The sequence below is a fragment of the Affinundibacterium seohonense genome (assembly GCF_014284305.1).
In the GTDB taxonomy this organism is placed as follows: Bacteria; Pseudomonadota; Gammaproteobacteria; order Burkholderiales; family Burkholderiaceae_D; genus Undibacterium; species Undibacterium seohonense.
Genome location: NZ_JACOFW010000001.1, coordinates 20,754 through 36,511 on the forward strand (window position 1 = coordinate 20,754; position 15,758 = coordinate 36,511).

Consider the following 15,758-nt stretch of genomic DNA (forward strand, 5'->3'; position numbering starts at 1 on the left):
ACGTCCTGGGGGAAGCTATATTAACTTTTCCGGTTTTTCTGTTTGACTATGTGTTGATTTTTTGAATCGAACTACGCCTTAGTAATTGACCGTTGCGCGTAGGCCAAACATTCTTGGTGGGTTATAGCTATTAAAGGTATAACCACCAGCGTTGCCTTGCCCCATCCAGTTTTTGACAATATTATTGCTCAGGTTTGTGCCCCATAATTCCACATTCCATTTGTCGTCATGCCCAGCCAATTTGATGGCAGCGCTCCAATTTGTATAGGCATCTTGGTAGTCGCCAATCACCCGATTGTCCAGATTGCGAACCGTAAAATACATGCGACTTTGGTAGCGCATGCCAATCGAAGGTGTCAGTACCCAGCCATTGTCTAACTCAAAGTCATGTGAGTAGTTGATCGCATAAGAATATTTTGGTGCCATTGGCAATTGATTGCCAACCACATCGCGAATTGCACGACCACGTTTACTTGGATCATTACCTAAGTATAGTGGCGCACAGGCTTCAGCACCAAATTCCTGGCGGTAACCACACATCCAGTTGTCGTCGTAAGTCGGATATGACAGGACCTTTGAATCGAGTACAGAGGCATAACCGGATAAAGTGCCGCCGACCCAAGGTCGGGCTTTGTATTCGATCTCTAGACCTTGAATTTTTGAGTTGCCAATGTTCTCGGTTTTCCATGCTGTCACGACATCACAGGCTGGATTCCAATCTGGACAAGTTTCCTCAGCACGCAACTTTCGTTGACCCACTGCATTCATCCCTGTGACATGCATATCGTTATATTTCGTGTTGAAATACACGACGCTGAGGTCAAGCTTGTTGTTGAAGTGTCGGCCTTTGTAGCCAAATTCAAAGTTTGTAGTTAACTCGGGATTGTATTCAAGATAGCTATATTTTTGCGTTCCGCCATCGACACAAGTGCCGCCACCGCAAGTATCGAATTTATCACCGAAGCCACCCGGACGATAACCCGTCGCAGCAGAAGCAAAAATCATTGTCGACTTATCTATGTCGTATTGTAGGCCTAAGCGGTAAGTCGGCTTTTCCCAGCTTGCTTTATGCGTATTGACCACCGGATCAGGGAAAACGCCAACACCAGCAAACGGGCCCATACCAGTCGTTAAATCAGTGCCGTTATGTGGTGTGCCTGTACCAGGTGCTTTTGGGGTAAATTTGCCATTGTAGTACCAAGGCGTATCCGCGCTCCATAATCCAGCACTGACACCACCGAGATCTTCACGACTGTCTTTGCTTTGGCGGAAACCCACAGTTGCTGATAATTTTTCCGCGAGCTTAATATCTGCTTGGGCAAATAAGGCTTTGGAATGGACTTGACGATCAGGTTGGGCATAATACTGCGCTTGAGGCATGCCCCAAGGTGCGGCAACCAGATTATCCTGCGCAAAATTAATGGCATTTTTTTCCGACATGTTGAAGACGCCAGCCACATACCGCCATTGATCAAAATTTTGCTTGATCTGAATTTCGTTAACCAGTGATCGATAATTGGAATCTAGTGTGTAGCTAGCCCAGTCGAGTGCATGCTGCGCGCCCCAATTGCCCCAAGGTTCCATGACCCCAACATCGGAGGCGAGGAATGTTTGTCCGCCATCGTCGTCATGGTGCTGTACACGTTTTTGCACGGCATAAGCAACTTTATAGCCTAATTCAGTTTGGTGTGAGAGCTTCCACACGAGATTGCTTCGATAGGTGTCGATGCTCATATCAAGTTTGCCGGGCACATTAATTTTGGCGTACCACTGACCTTGCGGGCCGCATGCGAAGCGCGTGCCAGCTGCCATTTTGCAATCTTTTAAGCCAACTTCGCCAGCACCAGAGTTTTGATAGTGTTCGAAACCACCAGTCCATTCAAGATCTTTATCAATCGCCCAACGTGCGGTTAAGCGCGTCGCCCATTGATCAGAATTGCTGTAATAGTCTTTGGGCGATAGTTGACGGTTTAGGCGTTGATCTACGTCGGGCTTACCATCAGGGGTGAACTTAGAACCACCATTGCCATCAGAAAGTAAAACGCCGCGATCACTTAAATCGCGTTCTTGATTAATGTAGCCATCGCGCTTATCTACCATCACAGCGGCTCGTAGTGCAAAATTGTCGCTGATACCAAAATTGTAGACCGAGCGTAATTCCTTACCATTGTAGTTTGCGAAATTAAGTGAGCTCCAGCCATAATTCGTTTTGAATTCAGGCTTCGCTGGGAGGATGTTGACCACACCTGCTGTGGAATTTCGGCCAAATAGAGTACCTTGTGCGCCACGTAAGACTTCGACTTGATCGAGATCAAACATCAGAGCCAGCGAGCCCTGAGGACGTGGTGAATAAATGCCGTCGATGTGAATACCGACGGCTGGATCACCGATTTCTGTGAAGTTGGTCGACGTTACACCGCGGATTGAAACTAAAACACCCGAGTCGCCGCTGGACAAGCCAAACTGCACGTTAGGGATGGAGCCGCTGAGATTTAACAATTCTTTGACGTTCGCTCGTAATAGATCTTCGGCTTTCAGTGCTGTGACGGCGACTGGTGTTTTTAGCAAAGACGTAGCTTGTCGGGTTGCCGTGACAATCACTTCAGGAATCGTATCCTTTTTGTTGTCTTCGGTTTTATTGGCGTTACCAACTTCTTGGGCATCGGCTTGAATACTTAGCATTGCACAGGCGCTGGCGATCGCCAGGTGCATGATGGATCTTGATGTTCTGAGGCGGGGCATCTTGGCTCTCTCGAAAATATATCAATTTGTCATAGATATCGAGCAGTTTGAACTCCCCCAACACGCTCGATGCGAAGCTCATTACTGATAATAAACTCAATAGTAATGAGGCTTGTCGTAGTGTTATCGGAGTTGGTCACGGTCGCAATTGAGAAATTTACTCCTGCTGCTAGGTAATTTCACCTAGCTTTGAGATTTCGTGTGGCAACTTGGCCGATTAGCGGCTCTTGAGACTTAGGAAAAGCCATTGGGGGTGCCTATTTTTTTCGTTCGACGTTTGTTGCAAATTTGTTGTAAGTTGGCACGTTATTGTCGCTACCTTCAGACAATCGCCTTCGCTGCCATCACGCCACTGCGCACAGCAGCTTCTAATGTCGCTGGATATGCAGATTCGGTAAAATCGCCAGCAATCATCAAATTGCGAAACGTCGTTTGATTGGTGGGACGTTTTAGGTTTGGTGTACAAGAAAATGTGGCGCGCTTTTCAGTGATCACTTTTGTCCACAGTGCTTGGGCTAGCTCAGGTATCCCTAACTGTTGTGCAAGTTGCTGCATTATGGCTTGCGCTAAATTCGCATGCGATTGTTCAATGGCGCCAGTCGACGCACTGACCACGACCGCCATCAACCCGCTCTGTGTAGCATTAAGCTGACCGCGATCAAAGATAAATTGACCCCAATAATTTTTCGTTGGTTCGTCAGCTAAAGCAAAAAAAGGGCGACTAAGTTTGACTGATTCGGGATATTGCAAATAGCAAGTCGTGATTGGTTCGTATTCAAATGCCATTTCCGAACTCGCGAACTGTTCGTCATCTGACGACAAAGGCCGCAGTGTCCCCAACAGCCGCGCGCATTGGTCTGGATTGGTCGCAACGATTACGCAGTCAAAAATCGAACTATTCGAACGCTCTTGCGTCAACTCAGGCAACTGCCATCGGTGATTTTCTGTTGGTACTAGCGTGTGAATAGCTAAACCGTCAATCACTTCACCACCGTGTTGTTTGACATAAGTCGCTGCGGCCTCAGGCAATAGGTGGGTTAAGTCAACTCTCGGTATCAACATATCCGATGCTAATCGATTAGCTCCCAAACTATCTCGCAATACGTTTAAGAATATTTGTGCTGATGCACGTTCTGGCGGCGTATTGAGTGCAGCGATGCAGAGTGGGTTCCACATCAGTCGACAAAGCCGTTCAGTTTGCTCGTAGCGTTGAAGCAGCTCACTCACGGTACAGTCTTGATTGAGTTTCCAGTCCATCCAGCGGGCGGTGGTGGAAAACCTGGCCAACGCCATTTTGTCTTCGCGATTTAAGCCTCGTGTCTTTACAAGTGCGAATATGAGATGCAGCGGGGCGGGTAACTTGGGTGCGATAAACTGCATGCCAGTTTGGTGGGGATACACCATTTGTAAAGGCAGGCGCAAAAGTGTTTTACTTTGATCGATTTTTAACAGTCGCATCAAGTCTAAGCAAGCAGTATAAGCCCCAAGCATAATGTGCTGCCCATTATCAAGCAGCTGATCTTGGATTTGAACCGCGCGTGCCCGTCCACCTAAAGTGCGGGAGGCCTCGATCAAAGTAACCTTATGCCCTTGTCGGCAAAGCGTGACCGCCGCAGCGCAACCTGCCCAACCAGCGCCGATCACGGCGACGCGTTTATTTATTGTCTTAGCCACGGATATACGTTTTCCATGCCAGCCATAATTTTCGGATTGGTGTCAGCGATATTCTTTGCTTTAATACCTGAAATTGTTCCTGTTGAATCTCAACTAATAACGCACGATAGATCGCTGCCATGATTAAACCAGTGCGCTGTGCTCTCCGGTCCTCCGCAGGAAGCAGCGCCATTGCATCGTCATAGAGTTGTTGTGTGCGTTCATATTGAAACTGCATCAGTGCAACAAATTGTTCGCTATGGCGAGCATTCAAAATGTCGCTCGCGGGCACATTGAATTGTTGCAATTCGTTGACCGGTAAATAAATTCTACCTTTGCGGGCATCTTCGCCAACATCGCGAATGATGTTGGTCATTTGAAATGCCAGCCCAAGTTTTTCGGCAAACTGCTTACTTTGCGGATTTTTAATGCCAAAAATGCTGGCAGAGAGAATGCCAACCACTCCGGCAACATGCCAGCAATATTTTTGCAGAGCGATAAAGTCGAGGTAGCGATTTTGATTTAAATCCATTTCCATGCCATCAATGACAGCCAGCAAATGCGCACCGTCGAGTTGATAGGTAGCGATGTGGGGTTGTAAAGCCTTGGTGACAGGGTGCGTGGGTTCGTGTTTTAGCATCGCATGAATTTCTTGGCGCCACCAAATTAGCTTATTACGAGCAACTGCTTCGTCGGTACAATCATCGACGACATCGTCAACTTCACGGCAAAATGCATAGAGGGTCGTAATGGCACGTCGCTTTTCTTGGGGTAGAAAAAGGAAGCTATAATAAAAACTTGAGCCGCTCTGAGCGGCTTTTTCTTGGCAATATTCGTCTGGAGACATGCTGGATTTTAAGTGCGAGAGATAAGTTAAGGCGTAATGCTAACCGACTGCGTGACTAAGCACAAACAATGTACTTACATAGGGCACGAGATTTCTTACAATATATTGATAAAAAAATGCTCTAGGCATGTTGTACAATGCTGGCTTATTCTGCAAGCCCGTCTTGTTGGCAACATGATGTTAGATCGTTCATTTATCGTAATAAAGGTAGATTCATTTTGATTAAATTTAATAAAAAGACTGCGCTTCTCGCTTCCTTGTTTGCAGGAATCTTGGCCGGTTGTGGTGGTTTCGTGTATACGACCGTGGGCGGTACCGTAAAAGGTTTGACAGCGACTGGTAGTTATTTGGTTTTGGTGAATGAAACCGGTTATACGCAACCACTTTCGGTTGATGGAAGTTTTTCCTTTCGTGTGGCCAGTAACGCTACTTACAATATCACTGTCGGTCAGCAGCCGAATCCTGTCAATTGCACAGTCAGTAATGGCAGCGGTAAGATGAGTGGTGAGACGCCAGTAACAAACATTGCGGTGAATTGTGTGCCAAACGTATCCGTTTCAGGAACTTTGACTGGTTTGGCGACTGGGCAGTCTGTGACTCTGAACTTGAATGATGTGACACAGACGGCTTTGACTGCAGACGGTAACTTTGTTTTCCCGACCTATGTTGTGAATGGGCAAACATACACTGCTAAAGTGAATTTGCCGCCGGTTGGTAAAGTTTGTAAGATTCAAAATGCAACTGGAACCGCAAATATCAGCAGTCCACCAACAAATATGGCTGTCGCATGTACTACAGGTGTTCCTGTTGGCGGTACGCTAACTGGGTTGAAGTCAGGTAACTTTTTGATCTTGACTAATACACTACCTGATGGAACAAAGGATTCACGTAACATGTTAGCGGACGGTGTATATACCTTTAATTTTAGCTTGGCAGATGGCGATGCGTATGATGTACAAGTCTCGACTCAGCCAACAGGACAGAAATGTACCGTGACAAATGGTCAAGCTAAGGCGTCAATCGCCAATCCAGCACCGGCAAGTGCGATTAGTGTCAGTTGTGTCGCTGCATAAAAGCTATTTTTAGCACATGGATGTTTAAAAAAGCCAGGATTTCCTGGCTTTTTTTAATTGATGCAAATGATTAGTTTTTGATTTCGTTATGACTTTCCGAAATTCAAGTCAATCTGCCTTACATCCGCAAAGCTCGCCACAAAAGTCGTGCGCCATCTTTTGAGTTAATTGTTGGGCGTTGTGTAAAAATATCCATCTTGATGCATTCAATTTTCTCCAAAATACGTAATCCACCCTGAACGACAAGACGTAACTCGAAACCAAGTCTGCCTGGTAGTCTCTTGCACAGTGGGCTGCCAGCGAGCATCAAATCTCGCGCGCGTTGGATTTCGAACTGCATTAAGTTTCGCCAGTCTTGATTGCAGTTTCTGTTGGCAATCTGTTGTGCTGTAACTTGAAATTTATGTAAATCTTCAAGAGGCAAATAAATACGGGATTTTTCCCAATCAATTGCGACGTCTTGCCAAAAATTGATTAGTTGAAGTGCGGTACAGATTTGATCGGATTGTTTTAAATTTTCTGGGCTACCTTCCTTATATAAACTAAGCATGATGCGACCAACCGGATTGGCGGACCGATTACAGTAGTCGATCAAATCGCTAAAATTTTGATAGCGCTTGCAAATGACGTCCTGTTTAAAAGCAGAGATCAGGTCAAAAAAAGGGGCTATCGGTAGTTGATACTCTGCAATGACTTTCGCCAACTCTTGGAAAAGTACATGATCGCTATTTTGTTTGTTTTGAATTAAGTTTAATTCATTTTCGTAGCGAGATAGTGCGGTGAGTCGAATGTCATCACTAACATCCCCTTCATCAGCGAGGTCGTCTGCGCTGCGGGCAAACGCATAAATCACCCTGACTGCAGGGCGCAAGCGGGCAGGCATTAGCCATGATGCTACAGGAAAATTTTCGTAGTGTTCTATGCTCATGAAAGCAATCGTACCTATTAAAAATAAATGACTCGAAAGTCATTGGCAAGGAAAAGAAACCTTATTATAATTACTAACCCGCGAGTCAGTTATTGTAATTTGGCGCTGTTCATAGCAATGATATCGTGCTATTAATACTTAGACTTGTGCGGTGTAAAGTTTTTTGATCTCGACGTAATAAATCGGCCTTCGTTCATTCGGCGTTAATGGTGCATCGTTGCAGATCAACGTAGTCGTCCCAATAGAAATACAAACGTAAACGCTTCATTTTTTGCTTGTTGACGGAATCGTAAAGGAAAAATCACGTGTCAAACTCCCCATCACGCACGCGCCAGTTAGTTGCGCTTCCAGTGCCATCTTCAAAAGTTTTATCTGTTATTAGTTTGTTGTGTCTTGTTTTACTCGTTGCCTGTTCAAAAAAAGTAGAAAAGACGGAAGACATTCGACCGGTGAGGACGATCAAGGCGAGCTTGGCAGGCAGTGAAATTTCAACTGAGTTTTCAGGCGAAGTTAGGGCGCGGGTTGAATCACGCTTAGGGTTTCGAGTCCCCGGCAAAATAGTGGCTCGTCATGTCGAACTTGGTAGCTTGGTGAAGCGTGGACAGGTGTTGATGCAGCTTGATCCGCAAGATTTGTTGCTAGGCCAAGCGCAAGCGAAAGCAGGACTATCAGCAGCGGAAAGCAATCGAGATTTGGCAAAAGCGGAATTAAAGCGGTACCAAGACTTAAGAGAGAAAAACTTTGTGGCTCAAGCGGTGTTAGATGCCAAAGAAACTACCTATAAAGCCGCTCAGGCTAGTTATGAACAGGCAAAGGCAGGATTTTCGAATCAATCGAATCAAGCAGCTTATGCGAACTTAATGGCAGATGTTGATGGTGTCGTGACCGCGATTGAGGCAGAAGTTGGTCAGGTCGTTTCTGCTGGTACGTCCGTAGTTCGGGTTGCTAAAGCGGGCGATATGGATGTGATTGTTGGTGTGCCAGAAGATAAAATTAACTCAATTCGTCAAATGACTGACGTCACCGTAAAACTTTGGGCAAATAGTGGTGAAATCTATCCGGCAAAATTGCGCGAACTGTCGCCAATTGCAGATCCTGTTACGCGAACTTTTGTCGCCAAGATCGCTTTGCCAGATACGGCTAAAGAAGTTCGGCTAGGGATGACGGCAAGTGTCTCATTTGGCATGAAGAGTCCTGTCTCAATGATACCTCTACCATTAACGGCCTTGCTTCAAGAGAAAAATATTAGTTCTGTGTGGGTAGTTGAATCTGGTGTGGTCAGATTGGTGCCTGTTCAAATTGCATCAACTAGCGGTGAGGATCTTTTGATTTCTGGAGGCATTCAGCCAGGTCAAACCATTGTGACAGCAGGCGTCAATTTATTGAAAGCGGGGCAGAAAGTACGCATACTTGGCGTTGAGTCTGAATCTGGTGCCAGTGACGCTGGCTCCGCCTCAGGAGCCGCTAAATGAGCCAGGATCATCATGATAAAGGCGGATTTAATCTGTCGCGCTGGGCATTGGAACATATTCCATTAACACGGTATTTGATGGTGGCCTTGTTGTTAGGCGGGATATTTAGTTTTGCCAAATTGGGGCAAGATGAAGATCCTCCTTTTACCTTTAGAGCGATGGTTGTGCGTGCAGTATGGCCTGGTGCGACAGCTCTGCAAATGGCGGAGCAGGTGACAGATAAGCTAGAGAAGAAACTGCAAGAAGCTCCCTACGTTGACAAAATTCGTAGCTACTCGAAACCCGGTGAGACGCTAATTATTTTGCAATTGCGCGAGTCGACGCCGCCAAAAGAAACCGCACAAACTTGGTATCAAGTGCGAAAGAAAATTGGTGATATAAAAGGTACCTTGCCAGCAGGTGTGGTTGGACCATTTTTCAACGATGAATTCGGTGATACCTACGGCTCTATTTTTGCGATATCTGCTGACGGCTTCAATTATGAAGAGATGCGTGAATATGCAGACTTCGTGAGGCAGCAATTCTTACGCATACCAAAGGTTGCGAAAGTTGAGATGTTTGGTGTGCAAGAAGAGAAAATTAATATCGAGTTCTCGCAAAAGAAGTTTTCTCAGTTGGGCGTGCCATTTGAGGCGATCGTTGCACAAATTAACTCTCAAAATTCGATTGATGCAACTGGCGTATTGACGACGTCCTCGAGCAATCTCCAGGTTCGTATATCTGGCGCGCTGTTGACGGTCAAAGATCTTGAAAATTTACAATTACGGGCCAATGGAACGACCTTCCGTTTGGGTGATTTTGCTGTCATTAAACGTGAATACAAAAATCCACCCGTAGATAAAATGCGCTTCAATGGTAAAGAAGTTATTGGCTTGGGCATCTCAATGGAGAAGGGCGGGAATATCATTGAGTTAGGCAAGAATCTGGATAAAGAAGTTGGCGCGATTAAATCTCAGTTGCCTATTGGTATACAGTTGGATCGTGTTTCAGATCAGCCGAAAATTGTTGCCTCATCGGTTGGTGAGTTTGTAAATACTTTGATTGAAGCTGTCGTGATTGTATTAGCTGTGAGCTTTCTATCGCTGGGTTTGCATACGAAGCCTTGGCGTTTGGATGTGTGGCCGGGTTTGGTTGTTGGTTTGACGATACCTTTGGTGTTGGCGGTCACTTTTTTGTTTATGCGCATCTTAAATATCGATCTGCATAAAATTTCGCTTGGTGCATTGATTATTGCACTCGGTTTGCTGGTGGATGACGCTATCATCGCGGTCGAGATGATGGTGCGCAAAATGGAAGAGGGCTTCTCCCGATTCGACGCAGCGACCTTTGCCTACACTTCAACGGCAATGCCAATGTTGACCGGAACCTTAATTACAGCCGCGGGATTTTTGCCAATTGGACTAGCAGAGTCTGCTGCTGGTGAATATACGTTTTCGATGTTTTCGGTAAATGCATTGGCGCTGCTTATTTCTTGGTTGGCGGCAGTATTGTTTACGCCTTATCTCGGTTACTTGTTGTTGCGCGTCAAACCCCATTCCGGTGCTGACGGGCATCACGAACTATTTGATACGCCGTTCTATTCTCGCTTTAGGGTTTTGGTTAATTGGTGTGTGACTTGGCGCAAGACGACTATCGCTATTACCTTAACGGTGTTTGGATTGGGCGTGTTCGGATTTAAGTTTATCGAGCAACAGTTTTTTCCGGACTCCAGTCGTCCTGAGTTGATGGTGGAATTGTGGTTGCCGGAAGGCTCGTCTTTTGCAGCAACCGAAGCGCAAGCGAAGAAATTTGAAGCTTTCATCCAGAAACAGCAAGGTGTCGAGAGTATTACCAGCTATGTGGGTACAGGTAGTCCTCGTTTTTACTTACCATTGGATCAGATTTTTCCGCAAACAAACGTGACACAAATCGTTGTTTTACCCAAAGATTTGAAGTCGCGCGAAGCTTTGCGCTTGAAAATTAATCAGGCGTTTAAAGAGGACTTTCCGGAGGTGCGCGGTCGCGTAAAATTGTTGCCGAATGGACCTCCTGTGCCGTATCCAGTTCAATTCCGTGTTACGGGTTTGGAAGTGGCAAAGGTGCGTGAGGTTGCTGATCGCGTAAAGTCAGTGATGCATGCAAATCCAAATGCGATCGGTGTAAACGACAACTGGAATGAGTCGGTTAAAACAGTTCGCATAGACATGGATCAGGATAAATTGCGAGCATTGGGCGTGACGTCGCAAAACGTGATGCGCGCCGCGAATACGATTTTGACTGGTACGACAGTCGGTCAATTTAGAGAGTCTAATAAATTGATTGATATCGTAGTTCGTCAACCAGTTGATGAACGTTCCACAGTACAGGCACTTAGTAACGCGAATATCCCAACGGCAAGCGGAAAGACGGTGCCGCTCTCGCAAGTGGCGAAAATTTCTCTAGCTTGGGAGCCTGGCGTGGTTTGGCGAGAAGGACGTGAGTGGGCGGTTACCGTGCAGTCGGATGTGGTCGATGGCATTCAAGGCCCAACCGTATCTGCGCAAATCAATCCGAAGTTAGATGCAATTCGAGCCACTTTATTGCCTGGTTACAAAATTGAATTGGCTGGGGCGGCAGCTGATAGTGGTAAGGCGCAGCAGTCAATTGCAGCAAATGTTCCCTTGGTGATTTTTATTATCTTCACTTTGTTGATGTTGCAGTTGCATAGTTTTTCGCGCTCGGTGTTAGTGTTTTTGACTGGTCCCCTTGGAGTGGCTGGAGCTGCCATGGCATTGTTGCTTTTGCAGCGTCCATTTGGTTTCGTCGCTCAACTCGGCGTGATTGCGCTGTTTGGTATGATTATTCGAAATTCGGTAATTTTAATTGATCAGATTGAGCAAGATAGAGCGGCAGGTGTTCCTGCTTGGGATGCGATTGTTGAAGCGGCAGTTCGGAGGTTCCGTCCAATTATTTTGACGGCAGCAGCGGCTGTGTTGGCAATGATTCCTTTGTCTCGATCGGTGTTTTGGGGGCCAATGGCAGTGGCTATTATGGGTGGTCTGATTATTGCTACCGCCTTGACCTTACTATTCTTGCCGGCTCTGTATGCAGCTTGGTTCAGAGTTAAGGAGCCAGTCAAGATTGTTTAATTAAGAAATGCTGCATTTTTGTCTGAACTCTCATTTTTGCGGAAAAGCGTTGAGTATTAGAATAAAAAATGCAGTCGTTTCAATTTCAATACAAAAAAATCGAGACAAGTTTGGATAAAATCTAGTAGAATAGTTGGTTGAAATTGAAATGCCACAGCACACGTTACGGGCGACAATGCAATTAAAGTCGCCCTTTGCTTTTGTGCTGGTCTTTCTACCGGAAGGTGTTTTCATCCCGCGAGGATGGCGAAATTGGTAGACGCACCAGGTTTAGGTCCTGACGCCAGCAATGGTGTGGGGGTTCGAGTCCCCCTCCTCGCACCACAGACTCTTTATATTTGGACGATTTTCATGGCAACTGCAGTTGAAACTTTAGAAAAATTAGAACGCCGTATTACGCTCACATTCCCTATTTCAGAAATGCAACCGGAAATTGAGAAGCGTTTGAAAGTGCGTGCACGTTCAGCAAAAGCCCCTGGCTTCCGTCCAGGTAAAGTCCCGATGAAAATGGTCGCGGCTCAATATGGCTATCAAGTTGAAAATGAAGTTCTCAACGAGAAAGTTGGTATTGCTTTCAGCGAAGCAGTTAAAGAAAATAACTTGCGCGTTGCTGGTTATCCACGTATCGAACCAAAGAAAAGCTATTCTGAAAATTATTTTACTTTTGATGCTACTTTCGAAGTGTATCCAGAGTTTGTTGTAGGTGACTTGTCGGATGTTGAAGTGACTCAGGTTAAAACTGATGTTACCGATGCCGAAATCGATAAGACCATCGATATTTTGCGCAAACAACGCGTGCATTTCCATGTTAAGGGTGAGCAAAGCGCGCACGGTGATGGTGGCGCGGATCAATCAGCACAAAGTGGTGACCGCGTTACAGTTGATTTCGTCGGTACGATTGATGGCGTTGAATTTGCTGGCGGTAAAGCAGAAGCATTTGCTTTTGTCTTGGGTGAGGGGCGTATGTTGCCAGAATTTGAGGCTGCAACACTCGGTTTGAAAGTCGGCGAATCTAAGGTTTTTCCGTTGTCTTTCCCTGAGGAATATCACAGCAAGGATGTTGCTGGTAAAACTGCGGAATTCACTGTGACTTTGACGAAATTAGAGTGGGCTCATTTGCCAGAAGTGGATGCTGAGTTTGCAAAGATGTTGGGCGTTGAAGATGGTGATCTGGCTAAAATGCGCACTGACATCAAAGAAAACCTCGAACGTGAAGTCAAAGGTCGTGTCAAAGCAAAAACTAAAGATAGCGTGATGGACGCATTGGTGAAGGCGGTTGAATTTGATGCGCCAAAAACTCTTGTCGATCAAGATGCAGAACGTTTGGCTGAAATGACGCGTCAAGATATGGCGCAACGCGGTATGAATGTACAAGGCGTACCATTCCCAACTGAATTGTTTAGTGCTCAAGCAGAGCGCCGTGTGCGTTTGGGATTGATTTTGGCGGAGTTGGTTAAGGCAAACCAATTGCAAGCAACTGCTGATCAAATTAAAGCGCAAGTTGAAGATTTCGCACAAAGCTACGAAGATCCGCAGCAAGTCGTGAAGTACTACTACAGCGATCGCAACCGTTTGGCAGAAGTGGAAGCCCTTGTATTAGAAGAAAACGTCGTCAACTATGTGTTGGGTAAGGCAAAAGTGAGTGATTCAGTTTTGCCGTTCGACGAACTGATGGGTAATAACGCAGCATAATAAGATAGGGAACTTCATGACAGGCATCATTCATAACTCTGGTTTGGAAGCAAATATGCTTGGCATGGTGCCAATGGTCGTTGAGCAAAGCGGGCGTGGAGAGCGTGCGTATGATATTTATTCTCGTTTGCTCAAGGAACGTGTGATCTTCCTGGTTGGTCCAGTGAATGATCAGGCAGCAAATTTAATCGTTGCGCAGTTGTTGTTTTTGGAAAGTGAAAATCCGGAAAAAGATATCTCACTTTACATTAATTCTCCAGGTGGTTCGGTATCTGCTGGTATGGCGATTTTTGATACGATGCAGTTTATTAAACCGGATGTGTCGACACTGTGCACGGGTTTAGCGGCATCCATGGGCGCTTTTTTGTTGGCGGCTGGTGCTAAAGGAAAACGTTTTTCTTTGCCTAATTCCCGTATTATGATTCATCAGCCTTTGGGTGGCGCGCAAGGTCAAGCATCAGATATTGAGATTCAAGCACGTGAAATTTTGTATTTGCGCGAGCGTTTAAATGGTATTTTGGCTGAGAAAACTGGTCAAAGTATTGAGCAAATTGCTAAAGATACAGATCGTGATAATTTCATGTCTGCAGATACAGCAGCTGAATACGGTTTGATTGATAAAGTATTGACGCATCGCGTTTAATGTTTTTGTTTGGATTCTAATGAAAACGCCCGCAACCATCAGGTGCGGGCGTTTTCTATTTCTGTTTAAGAAATGTCGATTGATGTTCGTGAAAAACTTCTATTTTGTGTAGGGGATTACGGTGAAGATTCGTTTTTTTGCAGTAATATAACGGTCATAGACTACTTCGTTAAAAATTATTAAAAAGTATTATGTCAGATAAAAAAAGCACCTCCGCGGAAAAGTTACTTTATTGTTCGTTTTGCGGTAAGAGTCAACATGAAGTAAAGAAGCTGATTGCGGGTCCATCGGTCTTTATTTGTGATGAATGTATCGACTTATGTAACGATATTATTCGTGATGAAATGAGTGCATTGGAGCCAGTCGCCTCATCAAAATCCGACCTGCCAACGCCAGTTGAGATTACAGAATTGCTTGATCAGTATGTGATCGGCCAAGAAAAGGCCAAACGTATTTTGGCCGTTGCTGTTTATAACCATTACAAGCGTCTCAAGCATCTTGGTAAAAAAGATGAAGTGGAGCTCGCTAAAAGTAATATTTTGCTGGTAGGTCCGACAGGTTCGGGGAAGACTTTGCTGGCGCAGACCCTTGCACGGATGTTAAATGTCCCGTTCGTGATAGCAGATGCGACAACGTTGACCGAAGCTGGATATGTTGGTGAAGACGTAGAAAATATCATTCAAAAGTTGCTGCAAAACTGTAATTATGAAGTTGAGCGTGCCCAAAAGGGTATTGTGTATATCGATGAAATAGATAAGATTTCACGCAAAGCTGAGAATCCTTCTATTACTCGCGATGTGTCAGGTGAGGGTGTGCAGCAAGCATTGTTGAAGTTGATCGAAGGCACGATGGCGTCGGTGCCACCACAAGGTGGTCGCAAGCACCCAAATCAAGATTTTATTCAAATCGATACCACCAATATCATGTTTATTTGTGGTGGTGCATTCGATGGATTGGCTAAGATTATTTCTGATCGGTCTGAAAAAGGCGGCATAGGATTTGGCGCTAGTGTAAAGAGTGAGAGCCAAAAGAGCGCGAGTGAAGTGATCTTGGATGCGGAGCCGCAGGACTTAATTAAGTTCGGCATTATCCCCGAATTGGTAGGTCGTTTGCCAGTGATTGCGACCTTGATGGAGTTGGATGAAACTGCATTAATCCAAATTTTAGTTGAACCGAAAAATGCTCTAATCAAGCAATATGCAAAATTGCTTGAGATGGAAGGCTGTGAGCTGGAAATTCGTCCTTCTGCTTTGCAGGCGATTGCGAAGAAGGCGATTGCACGTAAAACTGGTGCGCGTGGATTACGTTCCATTCTTGAACATGCTTTGTTGGACATTATGTTTGAGCTGCCTAGCGAAAAGAATGTTTCTAAGGTAGTGATTGACGAGAACACGATTAACAACGGCGGTAAGCCATTGTTGATTTATAACGAGCAACCTAAGGTTGCTGGTGCGTAAGTCGTTTTGCTGCAAATTTGATTAAAGTTTGTCGGAATTATGGGGTTTTCCCTGTGATTCCTGAAAATAAGCAGTACAATTTACTGAAACAATAGAAATATCTGGCTTCAATCGAAAAGCTACCCAGGGAATTTCTCTGAGTGG

The 15,758-nt window shown here is 45.4% G+C and carries 10 protein-coding genes and 1 tRNA gene; 7 read left to right on the plus strand and 4 right to left on the minus strand.

From position 1 onward, the window contains the following. Window positions 1-78: 78 nt before the first annotated feature. The 3 genes from H8K52_RS00085 to hpnD form a co-directional block, all read right to left on the minus strand. On the minus strand, window positions 79-2,742 hold the full coding sequence (locus H8K52_RS00085) for a TonB-dependent receptor (protein ID WP_186920488.1): 2,664 nt from the start codon (window positions 2,740-2,742) through the stop codon (window positions 79-81). 321 nt (window positions 2,743-3,063) lie between these two features. Further along, window positions 3,064-4,416, minus strand: coding sequence for a hydroxysqualene dehydroxylase HpnE (hpnE, locus tag H8K52_RS00090; protein WP_343044111.1), 1,353 nt, complete (start codon window positions 4,414-4,416; stop codon window positions 3,064-3,066). Further along, window positions 4,409-5,242 carry a presqualene diphosphate synthase HpnD gene (hpnD, locus tag H8K52_RS00095; RefSeq protein ID WP_186920489.1) on the minus strand — a complete coding sequence of 278 codons (834 nt, stop codon included), beginning with the start codon at window positions 5,240-5,242 and terminating at the stop codon, window positions 4,409-4,411. Before hpnD ends, hpnE begins: the two co-directional genes overlap by 8 nt. A 218-nt stretch (window positions 5,243-5,460) precedes the next feature. On the opposite strand from hpnD, the gene H8K52_RS00100 reads away from it, so the two are divergent. Then, window positions 5,461-6,315, plus strand: a complete 855-nt coding sequence (locus H8K52_RS00100) for a hypothetical protein (RefSeq protein ID WP_186920490.1) — start codon at window positions 5,461-5,463, stop codon at window positions 6,313-6,315. A 118-nt stretch (window positions 6,316-6,433) separates the two neighbouring features. Here H8K52_RS00100 and hpnC read toward each other — a convergent pair whose 3' ends face one another. Further along, window positions 6,434-7,243, minus strand: coding sequence for a squalene synthase HpnC (gene hpnC, locus H8K52_RS00105; protein WP_186920491.1), 810 nt, complete (start codon window positions 7,241-7,243; stop codon window positions 6,434-6,436). 305 nt (window positions 7,244-7,548) lie between these two features. On the opposite strand from hpnC, the gene H8K52_RS00110 reads away from it, so the two are divergent. From H8K52_RS00110 to clpX, 6 genes are all read left to right on the plus strand, one after another. Continuing rightward, a complete protein-coding gene (locus tag H8K52_RS00110) occupies window positions 7,549-8,715 on the plus strand; it encodes an efflux RND transporter periplasmic adaptor subunit (protein ID WP_186920492.1) in 1,167 nt (388 codons plus the stop codon). Then, entirely contained in the window at window positions 8,712-11,822 is a 3,111-nt protein-coding gene (locus H8K52_RS00115; protein WP_186920493.1) for an efflux RND transporter permease subunit, read from the plus strand. The genes H8K52_RS00110 and H8K52_RS00115 overlap by 4 nt, the downstream gene beginning before the upstream one ends. A 237-nt stretch (window positions 11,823-12,059) precedes the next feature. Beyond that, window positions 12,060-12,146: transfer RNA gene (locus H8K52_RS00120), tRNA-Leu, on the plus strand. A gap of 27 nt (window positions 12,147-12,173) precedes the next feature. After that, window positions 12,174-13,514 (plus strand): trigger factor, encoded by a 1,341-nt coding sequence (gene tig, locus H8K52_RS00125; protein WP_186920494.1) that lies wholly within the window; start codon window positions 12,174-12,176, stop codon window positions 13,512-13,514. A gap of 16 nt (window positions 13,515-13,530) precedes the next feature. Further along, a complete protein-coding gene (gene clpP, locus H8K52_RS00130; protein ID WP_281387898.1) occupies window positions 13,531-14,157 on the plus strand; it encodes an ATP-dependent Clp endopeptidase proteolytic subunit ClpP in 627 nt (208 codons plus the stop codon). A 191-nt stretch (window positions 14,158-14,348) separates the two neighbouring features. Continuing rightward, window positions 14,349-15,614 (plus strand): ATP-dependent Clp protease ATP-binding subunit ClpX, encoded by a 1,266-nt coding sequence (gene clpX, locus H8K52_RS00135; protein WP_186920495.1) that lies wholly within the window; start codon window positions 14,349-14,351, stop codon window positions 15,612-15,614. The last annotated feature ends 144 nt before the right edge of the window (window positions 15,615-15,758 follow it).

Coding starts and splice junctions, on each gene's coding strand:
- H8K52_RS00085 (WP_186920488.1), bottom strand. CDS start 2,742: ATGCCCCGCCTCAGAACATCAAGATCCATCATGCACCTGGCGATCGCC.
- hpnD (WP_186920489.1), bottom strand. CDS start 5,242: ATGTCTCCAGACGAATATTGCCAAGAAAAAGCCGCTCAGAGCGGCTCA.
- hpnC (WP_186920491.1), bottom strand. CDS start 7,243: ATGAGCATAGAACACTACGAAAATTTTCCTGTAGCATCATGGCTAATG.
- H8K52_RS00115 (WP_186920493.1), top strand. CDS start 8,712: ATGAGCCAGGATCATCATGATAAAGGCGGATTTAATCTGTCGCGCTGG.
- tig (WP_186920494.1), top strand. CDS start 12,174: ATGGCAACTGCAGTTGAAACTTTAGAAAAATTAGAACGCCGTATTACG.
- clpP (WP_281387898.1), top strand. CDS start 13,531: ATGACAGGCATCATTCATAACTCTGGTTTGGAAGCAAATATGCTTGGC.
- clpX (WP_186920495.1), top strand. CDS start 14,349: ATGTCAGATAAAAAAAGCACCTCCGCGGAAAAGTTACTTTATTGTTCG.